The sequence below is a fragment of the Ancylothrix sp. D3o genome (assembly GCF_025370775.1).
Lineage (GTDB): Bacteria > Cyanobacteriota > Cyanobacteriia > Cyanobacteriales > Oscillatoriaceae > Ancylothrix.
The window spans coordinates 255,038-280,955 of sequence record NZ_JAMXEX010000003.1 but is presented as its reverse complement, the minus strand read 5'-3'; the positions used below and the strand labels follow the sequence as shown (position 1 = coordinate 280,955).

The window sequence follows — 25,918 nt, the reverse complement described above, 5'->3', positions numbered from 1 at the left end:
AAAAAATGTCAGATTCTTTAAGCTTGGATGGTTTTGTATGGATAAAAATTGTGTTTTGTGTCCTTGGGTGCAAGATGCAGAAAACCCTAACCGCTACGTTTGTCTTAAATGTCGCCGCGAAAAAAACATTGATCGGCTCAATATTCCCGCACCGATATGGTTTGTATTGGCGGCAATTTTTGGCTTAATTCTTCAAACAACCATTTTAGACAAACCGGCCCCAATTAAAACCCCATCTTCACCCAGTTCTATTTATGATAATTCCCGATAGGGGGCCGGCAGATCAGAACCCCCACCAGAAACCTTAACGCTGTTCGATCCGGCGGCGTAAATTTGCCAATTGTTGCCGTGCTTTTAAATGATTTGGAGTAATCCTCAAAGCCCTGTCATAAGACTCTATTGCCTCATCAAACCGGCCTAATTGTTCCAAAGCCAAACCGCGATTATACCAAGCACTCGCCGGGCCGGTTTCTGCACCCCACATCCCCTTACTTTGCAGTGCTTTATCATAAGAATCTATCGCATTTTGATATTGACCCAATTGCAACAAAGCCGTGCCCCGATTGTACCAAGCCAGCGCATAATCGGCATTAATACTAACCGCCTTATCAAAAGCAGCAATTGCCTCTTCTTTTCTGCCAAGTTGCCACAAATTTGATCCCTTATAACTCCAAGCAACAGCCTGGCTTTGAGTTCCCCAGTCGCCATTCATTTCAATAGCTTTATCAAACGCTTGATTTGCTTCTTCATTTCGAGAAAGCGCCCTCAAAACCATGCCTTGATGAAACAAAGCAGCCGAATAATTTTGTTTAAGTTCGCTCGCCTTTTGAAGAACACTTAAAGCGTCCTCATGCCGGCCTAGCGCTCCCAACACCACCCCTTTGCCTGCCAAAGCTTCTGCCAAATCTTGCTTGAGATTGATTGCTTGGTCGTAAGCAATTAACGCATCTTCATATTGTTTTTGGTCAGTAAAATATTGACCTCGATTTAGCCAATATTGTATATCTTGACCTTGTGCTGGAGAAGTTTCTGGCGCAGCCGTTGGGGCCGGTTGCTCAGGCATTGGCGCTTGTTGCTCAGGCATTGGCGCTTGTTGCTCAGGCATTGGTGCCGGTGTCTCAGTTTGAGAAAAAACCGGCAATGGAACAGAAGAGAATACCGTAGTAATCGAAATGCAGATGCTCGTTAAAGTCCGCTTCATAGCAGTATTTAGCAGTTAAATTATCCCCAAATTCTAACAATCTTTTTTTCAACTATCAGCAAAGGAGTTTAACAATCATTTTCCTTACCATCGGGCAAAATCGCATCGCAAAAATCCGCATCCGTTAAAATCGCATCCTTGAGGTTTGCACCTTCTAAATTTGCCTTCACAAACCGCGCCCCTATCAAATTTGCTCTTTCCAGATTAACTCCTTTAAGATTTGCCCCTTCCAAAGCCGCCGCTTCCAAATCCGCTTGCCCAAGATCAGCCCCTTGCAAATTCGCTTGGCTAAGATCGGCCCCTCGCAAGCTACTACGGCTGAGGTTTGCTCCCCGCAGATTACTTTCTCGCAAATTAGCATCTTTTAAATTCGCACTTTGAGCATTTGCACTGCTGAGATCCGCACTTCGCAAATTAGCCCCCACCATGTCAGCATTCATCAAATTAGCGTTAGGCAAATAAACACCGCGCAGATTAGTATTTTCTAAATAAATATCCCGCAAATCTGCACCGCTGAGATTGGTTTCCACCAAAGACGCACCGCCCAACTGAATCAAAATTAAATTAGCACCCAAAAGATTAGCGCGAGTCAAATTAGCTTCTTTCAAATTCACACCGCCGAGATCGGCGCTACCCAGATTCGCACCGATCAAGTTAGCGCCACTGAGGTCACTGTTAACCAAAGTAGCGCTTCTGAGATCAGCATTTCCCAGCAAAAGCCCTCGCAAATCTGACTGGCTCAGATCGGCCCCTCTCAAATCAGCAGCCGCCAAATTCGCACCCGCCAGAGATATAGCCGAAAGATTAGCCCCCCGCAAATCACACCCCGGACAGTTGCGAGTCGCCGCTAATTGATTGATTCCGGGCGTTTGTGCAACCACACTTAAACCCAAAACCGCAAAAAACGCCAGCAGCGATAGCAAAATTGATTTCCCAAACCGCAATAACCAACCCAGCAAAAAGTTTCCCATTTTCAATTCAACTTCATTCAAACTTCACAGTTTAGTCTAATCTGAATCAGCCTCGCCCTGGCATTTTTTAAATCTCTTCACGGATTTTTCATAAAACTTTCCACTATCGGCACAGCTTGAGGAGGAATATCATCTATTAACCGAATTGGAAAATTTTGCGTTGACGCAGATTGTGCATATTCAGAACTTAGAAAAATATTATACCGTTCTGCATCCGCTGTCATTTGACCGGCAAACGCCAAAACAATCGCTTTCGTATAATTGCGAATATCTACCGCTTGCTCTCCCACCACTTCATCGCCACTAAAAAGCGTACTTGGTTGACCGGCCTGATCCATCGTTTTACTCGGATCTTTAACACTCAAATGCGTTCCCCCTCCAATCCCCACTAACAATTTTGGAGTCGGTAATTTAGAAAACGGCACAATTTGCTCACGAAATGCCGGCGTTGTTTTATCCGCCGAACCGGCCAACATTAAAACCGGCACTTCAACTTTACTCATCCCCGTTTCTCCAAACAATAAAGAAGTGGTAGGATTAAGCGCCACTGCTCTTTTAATGCGCGGATCGCCGAGTTTATAGGTGTTTTCTGGCAAGAAACCAGCGATACACTGCAAGGTTTCCCCAAAGCTAAATGCAACTAAATTGCTTTGACAACTCTTTCTTAAATTCTCTAATTGCAACTCGGCACCGGCTAAAGATAAAGCAGTGCTTCCCCCCAGAGAATAGCCAACCACCAAACTATTATCCGTTGCTATTTTTCCTTGAAGCGGGCCGCTGGTTTGGTTAAGCTTCGCCAATTCATCTAAAACAAAACTGACATCTTTAGGCCGGTTTAAAAATTCCTGCGGCTCAATCAAAGGCCCACCAGCCAAAGCCGCATTTACATGAGTTTCATTACTCCCCGGATGTTCCAAAGCAGCGACAATAAAGCCATGCGAGGCTAAATGTTCTGCTAAATACTTCATATCAGTTTTCACCGAAGCCATGCCATGCGAAAATACAATCACCGGCTTATCTATAGTAGCCCCTTCCGACCAATAAATATCAACAGGAATCGCCCGATTTCTTGCCGAATCATTTAAACTTAAATTTATGACTTTGGCGCTATTTTTGCCCATTTCCGCCGCGTTAAACGGTAAATTTAAAGACACTTGTTGCGGGGCAAGTTGGGGAGAAATAGCACTCATAAATTGTTGGGTTTGCCAAAAGCCAGTATTTAGGCTTCCCATAACTTCAAAAGTGCGATCCAAGTCAATTACTAAACGCTCAGATGGATAATTTTCGATAAAACTGACAATCGAAAGTCCCCCTGGCGCATTGGAGCCAAGTACCATCGCTGCTCGCAAAGCTTGGACACCGGCACTCGCTGCGGGCCGGTCGGTGACGCTGGCAATATCGGCTAAAATTGTACTGCCAATGCGAGTATTTAAAAGCCGGCTAATTGCAACCACTCCCAAAGGAACTTTCGCTCTCAAAGCTGCTAAAATTGCGGTGCGTTGTTCCGTAGAGAGGCGTTTGGCATACCCTTGCAAATTGGAAGGCACCGTGCCGGTTTCGGCAATTTTTCGCAAGTCAGCAACATCAATCGATTCGGAAAATATACTTTTGCGGACAACTAAGGTTTGCGCGGCTTCAGCGGTGTTTGTTAAGTTGGTAAGGCCGGTGATAGCGGTGGCTGTCACGAAACCGAGCAATTTTAAGGGCCATTTGAATTGTTGTTTCATAATTTTGTCTAATTTTTCTGAGGCATTTGAAACGAACCCTGCCTTGTTTATACAATATCAAAAAAAAACAATCAGTTAAAATACAAAGATAATTTTTTGGTGAGGGCAATGGTGGAACGGTTTCAGCGGTGGTTTTGGGCAATGTTTCTGGGGATATTTTTATTGAGTTTGGCAGGATGTCAAGCATCAACTCTCAACTCGCAAAAAGTCATACAGCTAACTTTATGGCAAGGAATCAACCCACCACCCAACCGCGATATTTTTGATAATTTGGTGCGTTCTTTTAACGAAACTCACCCAGATATTCAGGTAGAATCTTTGTATGTCGGGCAAGCCGATCAACAATTACCGAAAATTTTAACCGCTGTTGTAGGTAACTCCTCGCCGGATATTCTTTGGTTTGGCCCTTTTTTCACCGGCCAACTTGCAGAATTAGGTGCAATAAAACCTTTAGAAGATTGGTTTAATGCTTTGCCGCAAAAAGCCGATATTGACCCAGCATTATTGGAAAGTATGACTTTAGATGGTCATATTTGGTCAGTACCAATGGGAACAAATAATCTGGCTTTATTTTACCGGCCTAGTTTATTTAAAGAAGCCGGTCTCACCAAATTACCGCAAACCTGGGAAGAAGTCAGACAAGCAGCCAAACAACTCACAAAAGACACTAATGGCGATGGCCGGCCCGATCAACATGGCATTTTGTTATCCTTGGGAAAAGGAGAATGGACAGTGTTTAATTGGTTGCCATTTATGTACAGTGCCGGTGGCGAATTAATCCAAGGTAAAAACATCAATTTAGCCAATGAAGGAGCCGTTTCTGCCTTAGAATTTTGGACAGATTTATTAAAAGATGGATCTGCCATTTTATCAGCCCCGGAACGCGGCTACGAACAAGATAATTTTATTAACGGAAAAGTTGCCATGCAACTCACCGGCCCTTGGACATTAGGATATTTAGCCCAAACAAAAATCGATTTTGATGTCTTACCTTTGCCGGTAGCCAAAAAGCCGGCAACTGTTATCGGCGGCGAAAATTTATTTGTAATGAAAACCACGCCTGAACGTGAGCAAGCCGCCTTAAAGTTTTTAGAATATGTAATAGGGATAGACTTTCAAACTCAATTTGCATTAGGCACGGGCTACCTGCCAGTAAATTTGAAAGCCAGACAAAGCCAAAACTATCAAGAATTCATCAGCAAACAACCCAGTCTAAAAGTATTTATTGAGCAAATGAAATATGCCCGTTCTCGGCCTATTCGTACCGGATATGCGCGAATTTCTGATACTTTGGGGCGGGCAATTGAAGCATCTTTATTAGGAAAAGAGCCTAAACAAGCTTTAGAAAGTGCTCAAACCCGTCTTAACTTAAACTTAGCCACCGATTAAAACCGGTGGCTTCCGACGCGAACTTTAACCGGCGGTGTTGGTTTCCCTTAGCCAACATCAACTTTTAACAGTTCACCCAACTGAAAAAGCCGGCGTAATTGATGGCTATCCCAAGCCGGACAAAAAGCCCCTTCTGGCACCTCAGCATCGCGCAAATGACTATGCAACCAGAAATAGTAAACCTCTTGCGCCCGCTCAAGCGAAACATCTAAATGTAATAAATTACCCAACGCAATCATCCGCTCAATCCGCTCAATTTGCATCGCCGCCGTCTGCGGATCAACACCCTGCAACAAATGCCACAAAGACCGCAAAATTAACTGTTCCAAAGTTTGTTTCACTTCAGGAATATTCAAAGAGCACCGCAAATGATTTGCCTCTTTTGCTATCGCCTCCAACTCCGTCAAATGACCCAACCCCAAATAAGCACTATCACTTGACAAATCGCACAATTCGTGATAAAGCTCCTTAGCCTCCGTCAAACAGCGATGAGCCAAAGCAATCTCCGCCGCCACCTGCAACTCTTGGGGAACCGCCAACTCATCGCGGTGGAAACCCATCATCACGCCATAATTATCGCGGTAAACCTGGGAATAAAGCTGATCTAAACGCAGCAGCGTTTCCTGACTCAACAAACGCATAATCCGGTGGCGTTCTTCCGCAAATAAATCGCGTAAACTGAAATACTTCCCATCAAAATGCTCATTCATCGCCAAAATTGCACCCGCCGCCGAAGCCTCTTTGATAGCGTCAAAAAGATGCTCTTTCATCTGCACATAAGAACGCCGGCCCGTAAACGGTTGAATACAGCAATGAAAATCCCAACCGCCTAAATGCAGCACCGCAAACACAAACTCCGTACTTTCGAGAGTAATTTCTGAACACAATTGCAACTGACCGGCAGCCAAAGTCAGCGGGCCCATTCGCTGCAAATGGTAATCTTTTAAATCTGCCGAATAGCAATAAACGCGCTCATGTTTTGGATAAGTTGTAAATAACCCACTTATCGCATAATGCGCCGCCACTTGTTGCAGAGAAATTTGCGAAGTTAACACCTGATGCCGGTAAACCTGAGCACCATCTTTGAACAATTCAACATTACTAGGAGCCTTTGCCAACAACTCCACAAAATGATTTTCAAGCTGCACACCGGCCACATCCGCCGCTAATTCAATTGCCCGCGCCGCATAGCGTAAAATTTGCACCCCTTCCGGGCGAGACAACTCCTCAAAAAACCAACCGCAACTTGTAAACATCAACAACGCCAAACGCTGCATTTCCAACAATCTCAGCGCATCTGTAGTTTCTGCCGGTGTCAATTCTCGGCAACCATAATTTGCCAAAAAACGGGCAATATTTTCTTGGTTCCTATCTTGAATAACGCCGATATAACCATCTCTCGCTGCCCAAACATCACGGAAAAACCGGCGTCCCTGTTCCTCATAAACTTCGATTAATTCATCCCGCAGCCAATTCAAAGCATCCCGCAGAGGCCGGCGCCATTTTTGATGCCAACCGCCGCCACCACCGCAACCGCAATCCTCTTGCCAACGATCCACCCCATGAGAGCAACTCCAAGCCGTCACAGGCTTTAATTCTACCTCCCAAGTCGGCGCATTTAAACTCAAATAATGAGCATAATTAGTCACCGTCCAATCGCGCTTTGCAAACTCTTCCGTAAACACATAAGCCAGACATTTTTCTGTGCCATATTTGTGATGACCAAAAGTTTCCCCATCCGTCGCCACAGAGATTAATTGACTAGGCCGGTGATCGCCATGAATTGCCAAACCCAACCGGCCGGCCAAATGACCCGCAGAACTCAGCACATCATTAAAACCCATATCCCGCGAAATCGGCCCGTCATAGAAAAAGATATCAATATAACGCTCTTCTTTCTTTTGAGAAAATGCTACTTTTTCCCCAACTTTCGCCGCAGTTTTATTTAAATAACAACGATAAGGACGAGTTGGATCAATTTGTGCCCCTCCCACTTCATGCCATTCGGGATCAACGATTTCTGGGGTAGGGATCAACCGGCACCGCTGCGCTTGCGAAGGCGCTAACACAATAAACTTAATTCCTTCCTCAATCAAAACTTCCAACGTTGGATAATCCACCGCCGTTTCTGCAAGCCACATTCCCTCTGGATCACGGCCAAATCGGGCGCGGAAATCTTCTTTACCCCAGCGAATTTGCGTAGCTTTATCTCGCTTATTTGCCAAAGGCATAATAATGTGATTGTACACCTGGGCGATAGCATTTCCGTGACCGTTTAAACGCTCCGCACTTTTGCGATCTGCCTCTAATATTCGGCCATAAACTTCTGGATCATGGCGTTCTAACCACGTCATCAAAGTAGGGCCAATGTTAAAACTTAAGTATTCATAATTATTCACAATCCCTACCACTTCCCCCCGGTCATTTAAAATCCGAGCAAAAGCATTTGGGCGATAACATTCATGGAGGATGCGTTCATTCCAATCGTGAAAAGGTGTCGCGCTCGGTTGGCGCTCAATCGCGTCTAGGTAAGGATTTTCGCGGGGCGGCTGGTAAAAATGTCCGTGAATAGTAATATAGACCCCCTTCGCCACCGGACGTAGTTGGCTTTTGGTTTCCCCGACTGTTACCAGTTGCTCAATTTCGCCATTTGTTGCGCGGCTATTTTCGTTTATTTGTTCTTTTTCCGTTACCAATTCCGTAGAAATTGCCGTTCGTCCATTCGACGAAACTTCATAAATAGATGTCATTCGTTTTTACCTGTAATGAAACGAAACAAGTCTTTACACAACTTTTGTCAATCACAGCTTCTTTTTGGGTTGTTCCTCTCTTAACCCAAACTTTGCTTGATGCTGCACGTTTCAATTTTACCACCGCTATATTGAAACGTTGGTTTTGTTAAAAAAGAATAATTTTCTGACGCTAATCGTTGTCTAGGGAATCATCGAGGCTTTTGGAGAACCCTGCAATCGTCTACATCCCTTGCCCCGATTGAAAAATACAGCACTTAAGCAGCAAATAACTAGCCTTGAAACCCTAAAATTTTATACTTTTTTCTCCTAGCCTCTATGAAAAAAAACAACCCAAAGAATGCTATTTCTGCATTACTGCGGCCACGAAATTTCTACCCATAGCATGAGATTACTGCCATTCTTAACTCAAATTTCCCCCCAAAAATTTGACCCAAGCAGCGCGTAGATAGCGCCAAAGCCTTCAACTCAGCAGGGATACCAAAAGATCACCATTGGCTTCACCGAAAAAAATCTATTTATTATCACAAACTTATATTTTTGTCAATAAATTAAACAAAATCAACAATCAATGATAAACAATGAACTATCCTAGAGTCGGATGTGGAATTTAGGAGATCCCGCCACAGCCAATCGCTTTTAAAAAATCAATGCTGAACACCAACAACTTACTATCACTGCTCTTAGTATTCATCCCCATATCCATTGCAGGCCACTTTCTGCATTGGGGATCAACCACCCTCTTTGTAACCTCGGCCATAGCCATCATCCCCCTAGCAGCCTGGATGGGAACCGCCACCGAAGAAATAGCCGTTGTGCTTGGCCCCTCCTTGGGAGGATTACTAAACGCCACCTTTGGCAACGCCACAGAACTGATAATTGGCATAGTCGCCCTCAAAGCCGGCCTTTTAGATGTCGTCAAAGCCAGCATCACCGGCTCAATCATGGGAAACTTACTGCTTGTCATGGGGCTATCCATGCTGCTCGGCGGCTTACGCTTCAAAGAACAAACCTTTCAACCAATTGTCGCCCGCACCAACGCTTCCTCAATGAACTTGGCAGTCATTGCCATGTTACTGCCAACCGCAATGGATGTCACCTCTCCTGGCATTGATGAAATAACACTTCAGAGACTTTCAATTGCCGTCGCAGTCGTGTTAATTCTGGTGTATGGCTTAACGCTCTTGTTTTCCATGAAAACACACACCTATCTCTATGATGTAGGTTTAGCAGAAATGGACCCGTCCGATTTAAGCGAGGTCAACTTAGCCCCAGATACCAAAGAAGACAAAGTAAATTTGCCGCTGTGGATAGGAGTTTTGCTTGGCGCAACGATTCTGGTTGCCATTGAATCAGAATTATTGGTGGCATCTTTAGAAGAAGCAACCGCTAGTCTCGGACTAACCGCACTCTTCACCGGCGTAATTGTAGTACCCATCATTGGTAATGCTGCCGAACACGCCACCGCCGTCACCGTTGCGATGAAAAATAAAATGGATCTTTCCGTTTCCGTCGCAGTCGGGTCAAGTTTACAAATTGCCTTATTTGTTGCGCCAGTTTTGGTTTTAGCCGGTTGGATATTTGGGCAGCCAATGACGCTTGACTTTAATCCCTTTGAATTAGTCGCCGTCACCGTTGCTGTATTCATTGCCAATTCTGTGAGTTCCGATGGCCGGTCAGACTGGTTAGAAGGAACCTTATTATTAGCAGCCTATGCGGTTTTAGGACTGGCTTTCTATTTCCATCCCGTCATTTAAGGCGAAAGTTAAATAAAGTAGGGTGGGGGAAAATTTTTGCCAAACTTTTTTTAAGTCTGGCAAAAACTCCCCAAGCTTCAGACATCTAAAATCCTTTCAGCTTATCCTTATGGTATTTTTTAAAAAAAAATCTCCCTGGGTTGTTATCGTCGTCCTCGCCACCCTTGGTGTCTTGGGGGCGGGTGGTTATTGGTTTTATTCCAAATCCAAAAAAACTACTTTGCCATTGCCGCTTTCCACCCTTGAGGTCAAAGCTGAACAAAGCGAGACAAAACCAAAAAATCGCACCCTCACCGGCCACACGGAAAGCATTAATTCTGTAGTAATTTCTAGCGATGGCAAAATGATTGCTTCGGGAAGTAATGACAGCACGATTAAAATTTGGAACTTGCAAAGCGGGGAAGAACTCCGCAGCCTCAGCGACCACACAAAACGAGTTAATGCCGTTGCTAGTAGTCCTGATGGCAAGATCCTCGCCTCTGCTTCTGAAGATAACACAATTAAACTTTGGAATTGGCAAACCGGCAATCTGATTCGCACCTTGGCAAGCCTGCCGGTGGCGGCAAATTCTCTGGCATTTAGTCCCGATGGCAAAATTTTAGCCGCTGGTTATGATGACAACACCGTTAAACTTTGGAACCCTGATAATGGTGTAGAAATTCGCACCATGATCGGTCATTCTAGCTGGGTAAATGCGGTGGCTTTTAACCCCGCTGGTACCCTTCTGGCCAGCGCCAGTAATGATAGTGTGATCAATCTTTGGAACCCAGCCACCGGCGAAAAAATTGCCTCTTTAAAAGAGCATAAAGGCTCGGTTTTAGCCCTAGCGTTTAGCCCGGATGGAAAAAAATTAGTCAGTGGCAGTAATGAGGGAATAACTAAGGTTTGGAATCTCGAAAAAAACCAGCTAGAATTGTCAATTTTAGCTGATAAGTCCCCCATTGTGTCGGTAGCAGTGAGCAAGGATAGTGAAAAAATTGCCACAGGAAGCTTTGATAATAATATTAAAATTTGGAACGGCTCCACCGCTGCATTACTCGACAGCCTCAGCGGTCATCAAGGGCCGGTGTTTTCACTGGCTTTTAGTCGGGATAACACAACCCTGATCAGTGGAAGTGCGGATAACTCGGTCAAAATTTGGCAACAGCCAGTAAAACCACAAAACCAAGCGACCGACTTGCCAACGGAGTCTAAGTGAAATTGCCGGTTTGGAGGGAATAAACGGGCATGGTAGCGCTTTTTAAGATCGCTTGACGCCAACAAACCCACCAGATGAATGTCATGTCATCGCTGGCGATAAAATAATGTAAAGTGTACAGATAAGACACACTGCCAAAATAACTGGCGAACTAAACTAAAAAATACAGATAAAAATTCACTTTTGCGCTAAAACTAAAAAAGCTGGGATGCAAGCCCCTAGAGCGATCAATCTCTTGTTTTTTAACAGGCAAGCCGGGTAGGGGCTGGTTATTAAAGGATATTTGTATCCCCCAGACAACATTGATAAACCCGCCCCTACTCTTAAAAAGCGATTGCGTGGCGTGACCCTATAGTGATCGTGGACGCGCTGCAAGTTATATTGATGTTGAGCCTGTCGTCTGAATACGGGTGAGCGAGAGCACCGTGAGTTATTGCCTCAATCCCAAATGCCCAAATCCTTCGGATCTGTCCAACAATAACCGAGACATTTGCCGCCACTGTGGCTCTGAGTTGCTCGTTTGTGGGCGCTATAGAGTCGTGCGTCCCCTCGGTGGGGGTGGTTTTGGCAAAACTTTTGAGGTGGACGATCAAGGCACTTTAAAAGTCTTAAAAATTCTTTACAAAAACCACCCCAAGGCGGTAGAACTTTTTAAGCACGAAGCTACCATATTGAGTCGGTTGTCTCACGCAGGAATTCCCAAGGTAGAGACCGACGGCTATTTTACTTATTTGCCAAATAATTTTAAAGAGCCACTGCATTGCCTGGTGATGGAAAAAATCCAGGGATTGAATTTAGAAGAGTGGATGAAACAGCGGAACAATAAACCGCTTTCGCAAGAAGAAGCAGTGGACTGTCTCAAAAAAGTCACAGAAATTTTAGAAAAAGTCCACCAACAGCAATTTTTCCACCGTGATATTAAACCGCTGAATATCATGCGCCGGCCCAATGGGCAACTGGTGCTGATTGATTTTGGTGCAGCCAGAGAAGTGACCGGCACCTATTTAGCGAAAGTTGGACAAGGGCAAAACGTCACCGGCATTGTTTCGCCTGGCTATACTCCCCCAGAACAAGTCAACGGCAAAGCTGTGCCGCAATCAGATTTTTATGCTTTGGGTCGGACGTTTGTTTATCTGATCACGGCTTCTTCCCCGACGGCGTTTCCTGAAAACCCCCGCACCGGCAAGTTAATTTGGCGCGATAAAGCTCCGCAAATAAGCCAAGAATTGGGAGATATTATTGATTACCTGATGGCGCCGTTTCCGGGGAACCGGCCCCAAAATGCCCAGATGCTGATGCAGTGTCTCGCGGAAATTGACCCCAGTAATAAAACCACCGGTGGCCCGCAGTCTGGCTTCACCAAACCCCGCCTTGGTAGCCACACAAGCCTCTCTTCAGGTCGCACCGTCGGCTCTAAACAAAATACCATCGGCAAACCGGTTTCCTCTCTGCAAAAAAACCGCCGCAAAGCCGATAAAACTGCCGAAATCAAAAAACTCGCTGTTAAAGTTTTCCTGGCGCTTTTGTTCGCCCTAGGTGCAACCCAATTGTTTGCCTATTTCCGCTATGGCGACTTTCCGGCTAACCCCCTCCGCACTCTCGCAAGCATCCCCAGTAGCCAGTTTTTACAAAAGACAATCCGAGGCGCTGAAGTTGGTGCGGTGACAACTCTAGCAATTAACCCCGCTCGCTTGAGCGACCCACAAAAATCGGAATTGATCTTTGCTTCGGGAACGTTTCGGGATATTCGTCTTTGGGAGTTACCCGGAGGCCGACGGCTACATAACTTTATTGGCCATGATAGCTGGATCAGGGCGTTAACGATTAGCCAGAATGGCAAGCTCATGGCTAGTGCTGGGGATGACCGTACCATTCGCCTCTGGGATATCCAAAAACGCTTTCGGATGCGGAGTGTCCCCAATACTCATGCCGAAGCGGTGACGGCTTTGGCATTTACTCCAAACGGGCAAACTCTGGTGAGTGGCAGCCGCGATAAAACAATTCGGCTGTGGAGGTTGCCCTCGGTTAGTCGGTTTTTGACTATCCCGGCTCACAATGGGCCGGTTAATGCTATCGTCATTAGCCCGAATGGCAAAATTTTTGCTTCGGCAAGCGATGACCAAACGGTGAAACTCTGGAATCTCTCTACAGGCAAGTCGATACGCACGCTCAAAGGACACAAAGGTGCGGTATTATCCCTCGCTATCAGCCCCAACGGCCAAATTCTTGCTTCTGGGGGCAGTGATGGCACGATCCGCCTCTGGGATATGGCTACCGGCAAACTGCGTAGTGTTGTCGAAGCTCACAGCAGTGGGGTTGTATCTCTGGCTATTACGCCGGATGGCAAAATTTTGGCTTCGGCTGCCGATAGCGTTAAACTTTGGAATCTCTCGACCGCTGCGCTTGCCCATACTTTCGTTGCTCCTCATGGGTCTGTCTCTGCGATTGCTATTAGCCCGGATGGGCAAACTCTCTTGGCCGGCAACCGCGACCGCACTGTGAAAGTTTGGCGATTTCCTTATCATAGATAATGATTTTTGTCAAGAGTAAAACTGAAGAATTGAAGCGGCCTGAGAAAGGGGAGAGCTAAAGGAGGAGGGCCGGTTTAATAAGGCGGTTGCTGAGGTACTATTGAGGGGTTTGCTAAATAAAAAGCCTTGCATTTCATAGCAGTTTAAACTTATTAATAAATCCCGTGCTTCCTCTGTTTCGACTCCTTCAACGACGACTCTTAAATTAAGTTCTTGTCCCAGGGAAACAATGGCTTTGACAATGGCTGCATCTGTGGGGTTGATGGTTAAGTCTGTAACAAAAGAACGGTCAATTTTTAGGGTGTCGAAGGGAAAGTTTTTTAAATAACTCAGCGAAGCATAGCCGGTGCCAAAGTCATCCATCGATAAATGCACTCCATTGGCACGCAATTTAGCTAAGATATTCCGGGTATAATTGACATCTCGCATGGCAACGGTTTCAGTAATTTCTAAGTCTAAGAATTGGGGGGGAAGGCCGGTTTGTTCTAAAATTTCGCTAATCATTTCTACTAAATTTTCTTGCTGAAATTGCCGACCAGATAAATTGACGGCTACTCGCAACGGGGTAATGCCACTATCTAACCATTTTTTATTTTGGGCGCAAGCGGTTTGCAATACCCACCGGCCCAAAGGCACTATTAAACCATTTTCTTCAGCGAGGGGAATAAAGGTAGCCGGTGGAATTAATCCCCATTCTGGATGTTGCCAGCGCAGCAAAGCTTCCATGCCGGTAAGAGTGCCGGTTGAGACATCAATTTGAGGATGATAATGTAAAACAAATTCTCCCAAAGTGAGGGCTTGGTACAAGTTATTTTCGATGGTTAATAATTCACCGGCCCGGCAATTCATTGCTGGGGTATAAAGTTGGTAATTGTTGCGTCCTTTTTCTTTGGCACGATAAAGGGCTGTGTCGGCATTTTTGAGGAGTAATTCTGGTGTATTTCCGTCGTGGGGATAAAGGGCAATGCCGATGCTGCTGCTGATGTGAAGGAGATGTGATTCTAAATGAAAGGCCGGTTTTAAAATATCGAGAATTCTTTGAGCAATTTTGAGCGCATCTTCTAGTTTTGTTAGGTGAGGAATGAGCAATGTAAACTCATCACCTCCCCAGCGAGCCAGCGTATCTTGTTGGCGCAAACAGTCAGAAACTCTGGTGGCTACTCCTTGCAAAAGCAGGTCGCCGGTGGCGTGTCCAAGGGTATCGTTAATGGTTTTAAAACGATCTAAATCTAAAAACATAACCGCCACCATTTCGCCTCTTTCCGCAGCACAAGTTAAAGCATTTTGTAAACGATCATTAAACAAATGTCGATTCGGTAAGCCGGTTAATAAATCATAGGTGGCTTGATAGCGGATCAGTTCTTCGGATTGTTTGCGGTCGGTGATGTCTTCAAAGGTTCCTAAAATACCTACAACATTGCCTTCTAAATCGTGCAGAGGAATTTTGTTTCTATCTAACCAAGCTTGTTTGCCATCGGGTTTTAAGACCGGCTCAATAATATGATATTCGGGAGTATTGGTCGCCATAACTCGGCGTTCACATTCCAATAAAAACTCAATTTGTTCTGGGTGCCAAGGCAAATCTTCATCAATTTTGCCGGCAATTTCTGCTGGTGAATTTAACCCAGTTAATTCAGCGTAGTTGCGATTGCAGCCCAAAAAAACAGAATTTTTATCTTTCCAGAAAATATATTGTGGGATATTATCAATCACAAGCTGTAACATTTGCTGAGATTGCTGCAATTGCAGTTCTGTGTGTTTGCGATCAGTGACATCCACACTCACCCCCAGCATTCTCACCGGCAAGTTGTTTGAGCCGCAATAAACTTTTCCTTGACCAGCGATCCAATGGGTGCTACCATCCGGCCACAAAACACGACATTCTAAGGTGTAATCTGTGCGGTTTTCAATTGCTTTTTCTTTGATGGCTCTAACCATTTCGCGGTCTTCAGGATGCACCATTTTTAGGAAAGTTTCATAGGTTAGCGATGAGTCAGCCGGCAAGCCTAAAAGTTGCAAGAATTGTTTAGAGCAAACCAAATCATTGCTAGGAATATTCCAGTCCCACATTCCCATTTTGGCGGCTTCTAAAGCAAGTCTCAAACGTTCTTCACTTTCTCGGAGTTCGGCTTCGGCTTGGATGCGATAAGTTAGATCAATCATTACGCCAATGGAGCGAATAACTTTGCCGGTGGCGTCGTGAATAAAGCAACAGCGATCTAACACAAAAGCGTAGGTACCATTAGCACGCTGAAAGCGATATTCAACAGAAATAAATGGCTCCTTATTATCGACAGCTTTTTGATAAAAAGAACAAACTCGCTCTCGATCATCAGGATGGATAAGTTGACACCACAGTTCATAAGAGGGCTGAATTTGATTGCTGTCGTAACCAAATAAGGTGCGAAAACCTCCACCCCACCAGTTTCGATTGGTAAGCCGATCCCAATCCCAGACAGCATCATTTGTGGTGCGAGCAAGCAATTCAAAACGTTCTTGCGTTCTGGAAAGTTCTTGTTCAGCGAGTCGGCGTTTAGTGATATCTCGAAAACTCCAAGCTCTACCGATGATGTTTCCGGCGAGTCGCTGGGGTTGGGAATATACTTCAAAAATTCTGCCGTCTTTAAATTCAATCCAATCCAGATATACTTCTTGTTCTTTTGCTTGCAAGTAACGGAATCTTTGGAGAAGTTTTTGCGGTTTTTTTAATTGTTTAAAAGCTAGTTTGAGGTAGATTTTATATTGTTCTAAAGTGATAAATCCGTCAGGAAGACACCACATTTCGATAAGTTTTTGATTGAAACTAGAGATTTTGCCGGCGGTGTCTACCACGAGAATACCGTCTGCCGTAGATTCGAGGGTAGCGCGGTGCATTGAAACGGATTTTTGTAATTCTTCTCTAGCCTGTTTCTTTTCCCGGCGGGACGCTACGCTAAGGGTGATGTCGCGGACAATTGCGAAAACTTCCGACTCTCCACAAACTGCTACGCGAGCTTCATAGTTATATTCTTTCCCCTTAATTATTAATTGATATTCAAAAATTTGTAATTGGTCGGTGGCTAGGGCTTTTTGGATGTAGTGGTAGCACTGCTCGGCAACTTCTCTCGGCAATATTTCAAAAACGTTTTTTCCTACTAAATTCTCTGGCGATATTTCAAGTGGATTATTTCCGCCGCCTTTGTAATCTAAATAAGTGCCATCGGCGCGGAAACGAAAAATTAAATCGGGAATCGCATTCAGCAAGGCTCTATTGGTGGCTTCGCTTTGTCGTAAAGCGGCTTCAGTTCGCATTCTTTCTGTAATATCCCGAAAGCTAATAACAATTCCTACAATTTCGTTTTCTAAACGCTGGGGAATACAATAACGCTCATAAATTCGACCGTCTTTAAATTCCAGAATATCCTGCTGCTCAATTTCTGGATTAATGTAAGCTTGTTGAACTTTGTCAATAAAATTTTGGGGATTTTTTAATTGGCTTAAAACTAATTCTGTTGCCGCTTTGCCATTCTGCGACATTAAAATATCTTCAGGAATGCGCCACATTTCCGCAAATTTGCGATTGTAATGAGAGATTTCACCCGGATGATTTCCCACCAATATCCCGTCTGCGGTTGACTCCAGAGTTGCCCGCAACATACACAGAGATTTTTCAAGTTCTTTTTGGACTTTTTTGTGTTCGCTGATGTCTCGAAAACTCCAAACTCTGCCCACACTTTCACCGCTAATGCGTTGCGGTTGAGAGGAACGCTCAAATACTCGGCCATCTTTAAATTCTATAACATCAAAAGATTCGGCATCGGGTTGATTATACAGTTGGATAACTTTGGCAAGAAAAACTTGCGGCTCTTTTAATTGTTCGAGAACAAAATCAAGTAATATGCTGCTTTTTTGTGAGTTTATAACGGCATCAGGTATGCGCCACATTTCCAAAAATTTGCGGTTATAAAGCGTTACTTTTCGGGAATTATTTACAACTAAAATGCCGTCGGCGGTTGAGTCGAGGGTGGCTCGCAACAGTGAGAGAGATTCTTCGAGTTTATGCTGGGTACATTTGTATTTACTGATGTCTCTAATCAGGCTGATGTTGACTTTTTTGCCTTTATAAATCGTGGTCTGACGGCAAATTTCTATGGGAAAAAAAGTTTGATCTTTTCTTAACCCTATGGCTTCTTGAAACTTGCTGTTTTTTGAAAAATTATCCAAAAAATCTGAAAATTTAAATAGTAAAAGCTCTTGGAAATTTTTGCCTAAAATCTCGGAAATTTCATAACCAAACATTTGCGCTACGGCGGCGTTTGCTTCTACAATTTTCCCTTTTTCGTGTAAGACGATGCCTTCAAAAGATGCTGTGATTATTCCGAGTGAATTTTGCTGAGTTTCTTGCTGGAAGCAGGCTAAATCAGGAGGATTGGCTGTTTTTGCGGAGGCCTTTTTGGCCAAAAGTTTTGAGAGTTCTGGGGGATAATTCATAGTCGGCGTTCCTAATCAATAAAAATTTGTTATTTTTTATAAATTCATCAGATATTTAGCCAAAAAATAATGCCGAATAATTATTATGATCCGGGGCTGCCTGGGGTATGAAAATGTAAATTTTTTTTGAGGCAATTCCAGGTATTTTTATTGAATCATTACTGGCTGTTTTTCGACTCTATCTTGAGATAGAGGAAGCCCTAAACAGTTGTCAAAAAAGCTGCTGAGCGTTAAAATGGCGTGGCTAAAAGCAATTTGTCTTTTGCTTACAGCAGCATTGGGTATTTGGCAGTGGGGGTGAGGCGGCTTTGACTAAATTTGAAAAATTTTCTTAATATAACAATTATTTGCTTTATGAGCAAGAGTGTAGTATCCCCCCCCTTACCGCCGGTGAAAAATTTTTTCCTCTATCTCTGCCTTTTTTAAGGAAGCCTGGGGGGATTTAATAAAGCGGGGAATGCTCAAAGCAATTATTTTTAAGGGTGGTGCGAGGCTACTAAAACTCTGAGAATATAACTAGCAATTGCGGTTAAGATAGCAACTTGAGTTATAGAGTTTTTCAGTTATATGAAGTACAGAAACGTTTTTTAAACACCGGCTTTCGCCCAAGTTACCGAGTTTGGGGTGTGCAATTATAAAAAAAATGCTATATTAAATTACTGAACAAGAGAGCATTTGAATAGGGATACTCTTAAAAAATGCCCAGGCAGGAGAAAATTTAATAAAAATCTTTTAAAAAATTGGTGGCTTGGTCAGTTGCTAGAGGCCGTTGAAATAAATAACCTTGCATTTCTTGGCAGCCCAATTTTTGCAATAAGTGGCGGTTTTGTTCGGTTTCGATGCCTTCAGCAATGACGTTAATATTAAGAGCATTGGCGAGATTTAAAAGCGCTGTAACAATGGCGGCATCTTGAGGATTATCGTTCAAGTCGGCGATAAAAGAACGGTCAATTTTAAGGCTGTGAAAATCAAAATGTTTTAAACTTTTGAGGGAAGCATAACCGGCACCAAAATGATCAATACAAATGTGAACCCCCAGGCGGGAAAGTTGTTGAAAAGCTTGGCCTGTATAGGCAACATTTTGGGTAGCAATGGTTTCAGAAATTTCTAGTTGCAGATAAGCTGCTGGCAGGCCGGTGGAGTGCAAGATATTTTTGACAATTTCAACAAAGGCCGGTTGAGTGAATTGACGACTGGAAATATTGACAGCGACGCGGACAGGAGATAAACCGAGATCGAGCCACGTTTTGGCTTGGAGGGCGGCGGTTTGCAATACCCACCGGCCTAGTGAAAAGATAGTACCATTGTCTTCAGCCAGGGGAATAAAAGTTTCTGGAAAAATAACACCGCGTTGGGGATGTTGCCACCTCAGCAGAGCTTCCATAGCAGTAATTTTGCCGCTGGCCGTATTAAATTGAGGTTGATAATGTAATAAAAATTCCCCTTGTTCCAGCGCGTCATACAAGTTGTTACCAATTTGTAAAAAGTCGCAAGCACAGGAATTCATGCCGGCGGTATAAATTTGATAATTATTCCGGCCTTCTTCTTTAGCGCGATATAAAGCAATATCAGCATTTTTGATTAAAGTTTCTGCATCTTCGCCGTCGTGGGGATAAAGAGCAATTCCAATACTACTGGTAATATGCAGTTGGTTTTGTTCAATGTCAAAGGCAGGGCGGAGAGCTTCGAGAATACGCTGAGCAATACTAGAGGCATCCTCAGCGCTGTTAAGGTTAGGTAAAAGCAAAATAAATTCATCGCCACCCCAGCGGACGATTATATCTTGGTCGCGCAGACAATTTCGCAGACGTTGAGCGGCGCATTGCAAAAGTTGGTCGCCAACGGCATGACCGAGAGTATCGTTGATAATTTTAAAGCGGTCGAGGTCAAGAAACATAACGGCAAGTTTATGGCCTGTACTGTTTGCGGTTTCCAAGGCGACCGGCAGTTGAGTGTCGAGCAGTTGGCGGTTGGGCAGGCCGGTGAGCCGGTCATGGTAGGCTTGATGGTGGATACTGGCGAGGGTGCGGTGGCGCTGTACAGCACCTCCAATGCTGGCCGCAATGGCGACTAATATTGATAATTCGCTTTTTGACCAAGACCGAATGCTGTGACAATCATCAAAGCCGATATAGCCCCAAAATTCGTTATTTAGTAACACCGGCACCATCAACAGCGAGATAACTTGGTTAGCTTCTAATAACGGTTGAACTTCCAAAGAAAAGTCCGTGATTGTGCCGGCAATCGGTTGGCCGGTTTTCAGGATGTCATACCATTCTTGGAGGCCGGTGCTGTTGTAGCTTAAATTTTGCCTAGAGGGTTGGTCGATAGTGGATGAAATATCAGACCGGCACCATTCAAAGCGGATGCTCATTGCCGCTTGGCCGGTGTCTGGGTGGGTGTGGTTTTCGCAGATATAAACACGATCCACAAAAGCGGCATTGCCCAGAGTTGCCAGCGCATTCACTATTGCCGAGCGATGATTGCTTTCGGTGAGTAAATGTGTCATGGCTGCGGCCACCGCTTCAAGCAGGCTATCGCGTTTAAGCAATTCTGCTTCGGCTTGTTTACGCCGAGTTATATCAATTACAGTGCCTTCATAACCGAGCAGTTGTCTATTTGGGCCTCGTATGGCACGGGCATTTTCACTGATCCAAATTTTGCTTTTATCTTTGCGATAAACTTCAGACTCAAATTCCAAAACCGCATCATTTTCTTGGAGAATGCGGGTAAATTCTGCTCGCCGTTTTGGGTCAACATATAGCTGTTGTTCAATGTTGCGAATGCTGCTCATTAGTTCCCCAGGCGACTCATAACCATAGATGCGTGCCAGCATGGGGTTAGCAGTGAGATAAGAACCATCAAGAGTTGTTTGAAAAATGCCTTCGACAGCGTTTTCAAAGATGCTGCGATATTTTTTTTCGGCTTCTCGCAAGGCAATTTCGGCGCGTTTTCTGTCGCTGATGTCTTCACAAACGCAGCAAATATGTTTTTTTTCGGCCATTTCGAGGGTGCTGATATGGGCATAGGTGGTAAATAGACTACCGTCTTTTTTGCGGTTGTTAAATTCCCCCAGCCATTTCCCTTGCTCATTTAATTTTTGATTAATTTCGCTGATAATTTTCTGATTTTCTGACATAGGATAAGCACTTAAAATAGAAATGTGCTGGCCAATTACTTCGCTATTTTTGTATCCAAACATGGCATCAAAAGCCGGATTTGTATAAGTCATAATGCCGTCTTTGTCCCAAAGGATAACGCCTTCCACCATGCTTTCAAGGACGCGATCACTGGCTTTTTTGGCTTCTTCTGCAAGTTTTCGCTCTGTAATGTCGCTGATGAAGCCTTCGAGGGCGAGTATGTTTCCATAGCTGTCAAAAACGCCGCTTCCTTTTTCCCAAAGCCATTTTTCTTGCCCATCTTTTGTGAAAATTCGATATTCTACCACATAGGGCTGTTTGTTTGTGATGGCTTTTTTTATTGCTTGAATAACTGTTTCTAAATCTGCTGGGTGGGTGAGGTCGTCGTAGGTGGTGGTGCGATTTTTTCCTGTCAGTTCTTGGCTTGTATATCCGGTTAATTTATAGCATCCTTCGCTGAGATAGGTCATTTCCCAATCTGGGGGGTTTGTGCAGCTAAAAACAATCCCCGGCAAGCAGTTAATTAAATGAGATAGTTTTCGGGTTTCTTGTTGGCCGTCGGTTTCGGTTTCACTTAAGGCGTGAAGATTTTTGCACAGTGCGATGATGCGCTCAATGTTGGCTGGGTAATGGTTGACCGGCATCAGATCCATTGGCAGGTTGCAGTTATTTGCCAGAGCGCTGCTGATCAGCTTTTCTTGTTCGAGACAGTGTTTGAGTTGTGAAACGATGATTTGGGCAAGCAATGCCGGCCAGCCCTCTTGTAAGGGAAGTTCCATTAGAGGTTGGGGGTTTGAGAAACCCTGAGAAAGCCGACTGGCTGGGTTTGCGCGGACTATGTGAAATTCAAAGATGGAACCCCCACAACTTTCTGCTATTTGGTCGGGATTAATATCTACGCTCAACAGGCCGTCAGAGGCTTGATCTAAGACGGCCGGTAAGGGATCGGGATATTCTCCGCAAATGTTGTTGTCTGGGTTGTGTTGGCCCACTCTTTGCCCCGCCTTGTTGATGTGGGACATTTTTGCGCTGGTTTATGGAAATAATGTTTTCACCCATCCTTAATATTAAGGGGGAAGTGCTTTTAATTCCGCAGTCATTTACACAGAATTTTTTCTACTTTTGTAAGAAGTGTTTGCCATCATCTCGGCAATAGGGGCGCTTTATAAAAATTTTTCCCATTGGTAACAAAAATGTTACATCTGCAAGGAATTATTGATGTTTTTTTGGGTGGGGGGATGTTACATTTTATACTTCACTGAGATTTGAGGCAATTGTCACAATGTCCGCAGTTGTTATTGCTTGCAAAGCCAAAGGCAAATAGTAAAAATTTCCACCGGCATTGTCGAGTTTGCAGGTATTCTGTAAGGTTGGGTTTGAGGTTGGGCGGTTCTTTGAGGGGAGTTTGTTTTTTTATGCTGTAATTAAATGGATCAACCCAAGTCAGGCTGCCGGTGGCCTGCAAAAGCGATAGGGTGATGTCGGCGTGGGGATGTTGTTTTGTGATGGCGCTAATATCTCCCTGGGGGGGAAGCTTTTTAAGGGTTTGTTGGGCTTGCCAGTATTGGTTTTGTTTTTGCTTTTCAAAATATTGCTTTTGTTGTTTGTCTTGCGGATCAAATATGCCGGTGGGTTCGCTGATTAAGGTTAGGGCGGTGGCGGGTTTTCCATCTCTACCGGCACGCCCTATTTCTTGCAGATATTCTGATAGTTGTGCCGGTGGTTGGTAATGTATCACCCAGCGTACATCTGGTTTATTAACTCCCATGCCAAAGGCACAGGTACAGACTACAAATTGTGTTTTTCCTGTTAGCCAGTCTGTTTCTATTATGCGTCTTTCTTGGGGAGAAAGGCCGGCGTGATAGGCGCTGGTTTTATATCCTTTTTCTTCTAACCATTCGCTGAGTATTTCGCTGTCTTTTCGGGTACGCACATAGACTAAACCTGACTGGTTGGGGAAGCTTTTAATAAATTTTAAGAGCTTTTGCCTGCGGCTGCGGGGTGTCCAAATTGTTTGGATTTGCAGATGCAAGTTTGGGCGGTAGGGGTTGATTAAATAAAGTTGAGGGTTTTGCAGTTCTAAGACGTTTTTGATGGTTTTTTGGGCGCTTGGATCGGCGGTGGCTGTGAAGGCGGCTAGGCTGATTTTTGTGCCGGTTGGTTTTGTTTTGAGCAGGGCTTTTCGGACTACTCCAAGCCGGTTATAGGCGGGACGAAATGTGTCTCCCCATTGGACTATACAATGGGCTTCATCTATGATCAAAGCGGTTATTTTTATCTGCGGTTGAATTAAAATTGACCACACCGGCTTGCTGAGGAGGGTTTCGGGGGATAGGTAAAGTAATTTAAGTTTATTGTTTTGCAGTTGTTGAAGAATATGGCGGCGTTTTTCGGTGCTTAGTTCGCTGTGGAGTGAGGCGGCGCTTAGGTTTTTTTGTTGCAGTTCTTGAATTTGGTTTTCCATGAGGGCAACCAATGGGGAAATGACGAGGGTTAGGCCGGTTTGGATGATGGCTGGTAGTTGAAAACAAATCGATTTTCCGGCACCGGTGGGCATGACTATTAAGGCGTCTTTTTGCTCCAGTATTGTGCGGACAATTTCGCCTTGTGGTGGTCGAAAGTCTGCGTATCCCCAAATTTTTTGAAAGCTGCTGAGGATGTGGTTGGGAATTGGGGTTTGCTTATTGTCCTGTGGGTTCATGTTTGATACCTCTTTTTTTAGCAATTGTTGCGGGTTTGGCTGCTTTCTTGTTCTGCCGGCTCACAAATCTCTGGGTTCACCGGCCCCTAATTTTGGCAATTTTCTTGACTCAAAAATTTGTAAAGTTTTTGCTTAAAAAGAGGGGCTGGGGGGTTGCTAAATGTTTTGATATCTGCTAAAGTGTATATTATAATGGGAATCGGAGCTTCTCCAGAATTTTTATCAATATTTCCCTTATAATATATAGCATAAAATAAATCAAAAAAAATGTCAAGTACCCAACCAGAAATAATCGCGCATCGGGGATTTTCGGCTATCGCACCTGAGAACACTTTAGCAGGGTTTAGAAAAGCGATAGAAGCGGGGGCGGATTCGATAGAATGCGACTTACAGTTATCGGCGGATAGGGTGGCGGTGGTGTTCCATGATGAGAGTTTAGAAAGGACAACCGGCGCGGCGGGAAAGTTGAAGGAGAGAAGCTTGGAAGAGTTAAAAAGGTTGGATGCGGGGGAGTGGAAGGGGGCAGAGTTTGCCGGTCAACAAATCCCGACTTTAAAAGAAGTTTTGGCGCAGTTGCAAGAAATTAAAAAGTTTATTTATTTGGAAGTAAAGCGCTATTGCGATTGGCAGGAAAAGGATATTGAAAATTTGTTAAAAATGATTGCGGGTAGCGGCTTGGAAGAAAAGTGTATTATAACGTCGTTTAATGAAGAATTTGTGGAGCAGGTGGGCCGGTGTTCCGAGCAAATAAAGTTAGGATATATTGTGGCCAAGGAAAGCGATTATCAAATTCAACTTGCCAAAGCTTCGCGGCGAGAAAAAACGGTTATGGTGAGTGAGTATCATTTGTTGTTAGAAAATCCAGGTTTAATCCAAGCAAGCCAAGATTTGGGAGTGGAAATTGTGGCTTGGACGGTGGACAGTTTAGAGGATATGCAAAAGTTAGAAGCGTTGGGCGTGAGGCGAATTGTCACGAATTCTTTAATTTTTAAAAGTAAATAAGCTGAAAAATTCCGATGGTGAAAAAAGGAATAATTTTAATGTTTCGCCGAGTTGATTAATCACAAAAATAAAGCAAAAAAAAGGAACTTTTATCATTAATAAAACTCTTAAAAATAAGGAAAATAAAGAAGCCAAACAATCAAAAATCTCTAAGAAAGAGAAAGAATTAAAACAGCCTGGATGTATGGGTAAAAAAGGGTGGGTGGCGGAGGCGAAAGCATCGCTGGTGGGATACATAAAAGCAATGGAAAAAGGCAGAGTTGCGTTTAAAGCGAGGTAGCTTGAATGTAAAACCGGCAAGTTTCCATTATTTTTAAGCTTTAGGCAGATCGAAAGAATGGTTTTTTTTGCTATAACTACAGCATTAAACTAACGTGAGGAGTCAAGAAAGATGAAAATCAAGAGTCAGTGGGGCCAAGGTGTGGCGGTATTAAGCTCAGCCGTTGTTATGGCTGGAAGTCTGAGTTTATCGGCGTTTGCTGGGGTGGAAAACTCAGGCACAAACAATATGGAAATTGCACAGGCGAACTTGTGCCGGCGGGTGAATGTGCGTCAAGGTTTAGCTGTGCGACGAAGCGCTAATTCAAACTCTGCTGTGGTGGGGGGTGTGGAATTAAACCGGCAAGTGACGCTGGTGGAAAATTTTAGAAATATTGCTGGCCCCGATGGACGGGTTTGGGTGGAAATTTCTGGGCCGGTGCGGGGGTTTGTATCAGCGGGATATCCCAACAGTTTGAATAATTTGGTTAATTGTGATGGCACATCTGCTAGTAATCCTTCTCCCGCACAACCTGCTGCACAACCGGCAGCACAACCGGCAGCCACAACAGCTAACTTATGCCGTCAGGTAGATCGGCGTGCGGCGCCCCAGGGTTTAGTGGTTCGTGCGGATGCAACACCGGCCTCTGGATTGCGCGGAAGTGTGCAAACGGGTGGCAGAGTGACGCTGGTTTCTGGGTATAAACTTGTCCGCGATAAAAGTGGTGCGACTCGCAATTGGGTTGAAATTTCGGCGCCGGTTGCGGGGTTTGTTTCTGCTAACAGTTTGATTATGTGCCGGTAGGGTTTAATTGCTGCCGGT

General features: G+C 44.4%; 14 protein-coding genes. 7 read left to right on the top strand and 7 right to left on the bottom strand.

Annotated features, from left to right (window positions below):
• The first annotated feature begins 37 nt into the window (after nt 1–37).
• Nucleotides 38–271, top strand: coding sequence for a hypothetical protein (locus tag NG798_RS08555; RefSeq protein WP_261221931.1), 234 nt, complete (start codon nt 38–40; stop codon nt 269–271).
• Nucleotides 272–304: 33 nt separating this feature from the next.
• Here NG798_RS08555 and NG798_RS08550 read toward each other — a convergent pair whose 3' ends face one another.
• From NG798_RS08550 to NG798_RS08540, 3 genes are all read right to left on the bottom strand, one after another.
• Nucleotides 305–1,201 carry a tetratricopeptide repeat protein gene (locus NG798_RS08550; protein WP_261221929.1) on the bottom strand — a complete coding sequence of 299 codons (897 nt, stop codon included), beginning with the start codon at nt 1,199–1,201 and terminating at the stop codon, nt 305–307.
• A gap of 68 nt (nt 1,202–1,269) precedes the next feature.
• Nucleotides 1,270–2,193 (bottom strand): pentapeptide repeat-containing protein, encoded by a 924-nt coding sequence (locus NG798_RS08545; RefSeq protein ID WP_261221928.1) that lies wholly within the window; start codon nt 2,191–2,193, stop codon nt 1,270–1,272.
• A 56-nt stretch (nt 2,194–2,249) separates the two neighbouring features.
• Nucleotides 2,250–3,899 carry an alpha/beta hydrolase gene (locus NG798_RS08540; protein WP_261221926.1) on the bottom strand — a complete coding sequence of 550 codons (1,650 nt, stop codon included), beginning with the start codon at nt 3,897–3,899 and terminating at the stop codon, nt 2,250–2,252.
• A 108-nt stretch (nt 3,900–4,007) separates the two neighbouring features.
• Between NG798_RS08540 and NG798_RS08535 the strand changes: the two genes are divergently transcribed.
• Nucleotides 4,008–5,288 carry an ABC transporter substrate-binding protein gene (locus NG798_RS08535; protein WP_261221924.1) on the top strand — a complete coding sequence of 427 codons (1,281 nt, stop codon included), beginning with the start codon at nt 4,008–4,010 and terminating at the stop codon, nt 5,286–5,288.
• Between the two features lie 47 nt (nt 5,289–5,335).
• Here NG798_RS08535 and NG798_RS08530 read toward each other — a convergent pair whose 3' ends face one another.
• Nucleotides 5,336–8,038, bottom strand: a complete 2,703-nt coding sequence (locus tag NG798_RS08530; RefSeq protein WP_261221922.1) for a DUF3536 domain-containing protein — start codon at nt 8,036–8,038, stop codon at nt 5,336–5,338.
• Between the two features lie 650 nt (nt 8,039–8,688).
• Between NG798_RS08530 and cax the strand changes: the two genes are divergently transcribed.
• From cax to NG798_RS08515, 3 genes are all read left to right on the top strand, one after another.
• The gene (cax, locus tag NG798_RS08525) at nt 8,689–9,795 is read left to right on the top strand and encodes a calcium/proton exchanger (RefSeq protein WP_261221920.1); all 1,107 of its coding nucleotides are present in this window, start codon (nt 8,689–8,691) and stop codon (nt 9,793–9,795) included.
• Nucleotides 9,796–9,904: 109 nt separating this feature from the next.
• Nucleotides 9,905–10,993 (top strand): WD40 repeat domain-containing protein, encoded by a 1,089-nt coding sequence (locus NG798_RS08520; protein WP_261221918.1) that lies wholly within the window; start codon nt 9,905–9,907, stop codon nt 10,991–10,993.
• A gap of 425 nt (nt 10,994–11,418) precedes the next feature.
• Nucleotides 11,419–13,524: a protein kinase gene (locus NG798_RS08515; protein ID WP_261221916.1), complete on the top strand. Its 2,106-nt coding sequence runs from the start codon at nt 11,419–11,421 to the stop codon at nt 13,522–13,524.
• 9 nt (nt 13,525–13,533) lie between these two features.
• On the opposite strand, the gene NG798_RS08510 is transcribed toward NG798_RS08515, so the two are convergent.
• From NG798_RS08510 to NG798_RS08500, 3 genes are all read right to left on the bottom strand, one after another.
• Nucleotides 13,534–17,994 (bottom strand): PAS domain S-box protein, encoded by a 4,461-nt coding sequence (locus NG798_RS08510; protein ID WP_261221915.1) that lies wholly within the window; start codon nt 17,992–17,994, stop codon nt 13,534–13,536.
• A 718-nt stretch (nt 17,995–18,712) separates the two neighbouring features.
• A complete protein-coding gene (locus NG798_RS08505) occupies nt 18,713–22,156 on the bottom strand; it encodes an EAL domain-containing protein (RefSeq protein ID WP_261221913.1) in 3,444 nt (1,147 codons plus the stop codon).
• A gap of 233 nt (nt 22,157–22,389) precedes the next feature.
• Complete coding sequence (locus tag NG798_RS08500; protein WP_261221911.1) at nt 22,390–23,835, bottom strand: ATP-dependent DNA helicase RecQ; 1,446 nt, start codon at nt 23,833–23,835, stop codon at nt 22,390–22,392.
• Between the two features lie 267 nt (nt 23,836–24,102).
• Between NG798_RS08500 and NG798_RS08495 the strand changes: the two genes are divergently transcribed.
• Together NG798_RS08495 and NG798_RS08490 are read left to right on the top strand one after the other, a co-directional pair.
• Complete coding sequence (locus NG798_RS08495; protein ID WP_261221909.1) at nt 24,103–24,837, top strand: glycerophosphodiester phosphodiesterase family protein; 735 nt, start codon at nt 24,103–24,105, stop codon at nt 24,835–24,837.
• 391 nt (nt 24,838–25,228) lie between these two features.
• Complete coding sequence (locus tag NG798_RS08490) at nt 25,229–25,900, top strand: SH3 domain-containing protein (protein ID WP_261221907.1); 672 nt, start codon at nt 25,229–25,231, stop codon at nt 25,898–25,900.
• The last annotated feature ends 18 nt before the right edge of the window (nt 25,901–25,918 follow it).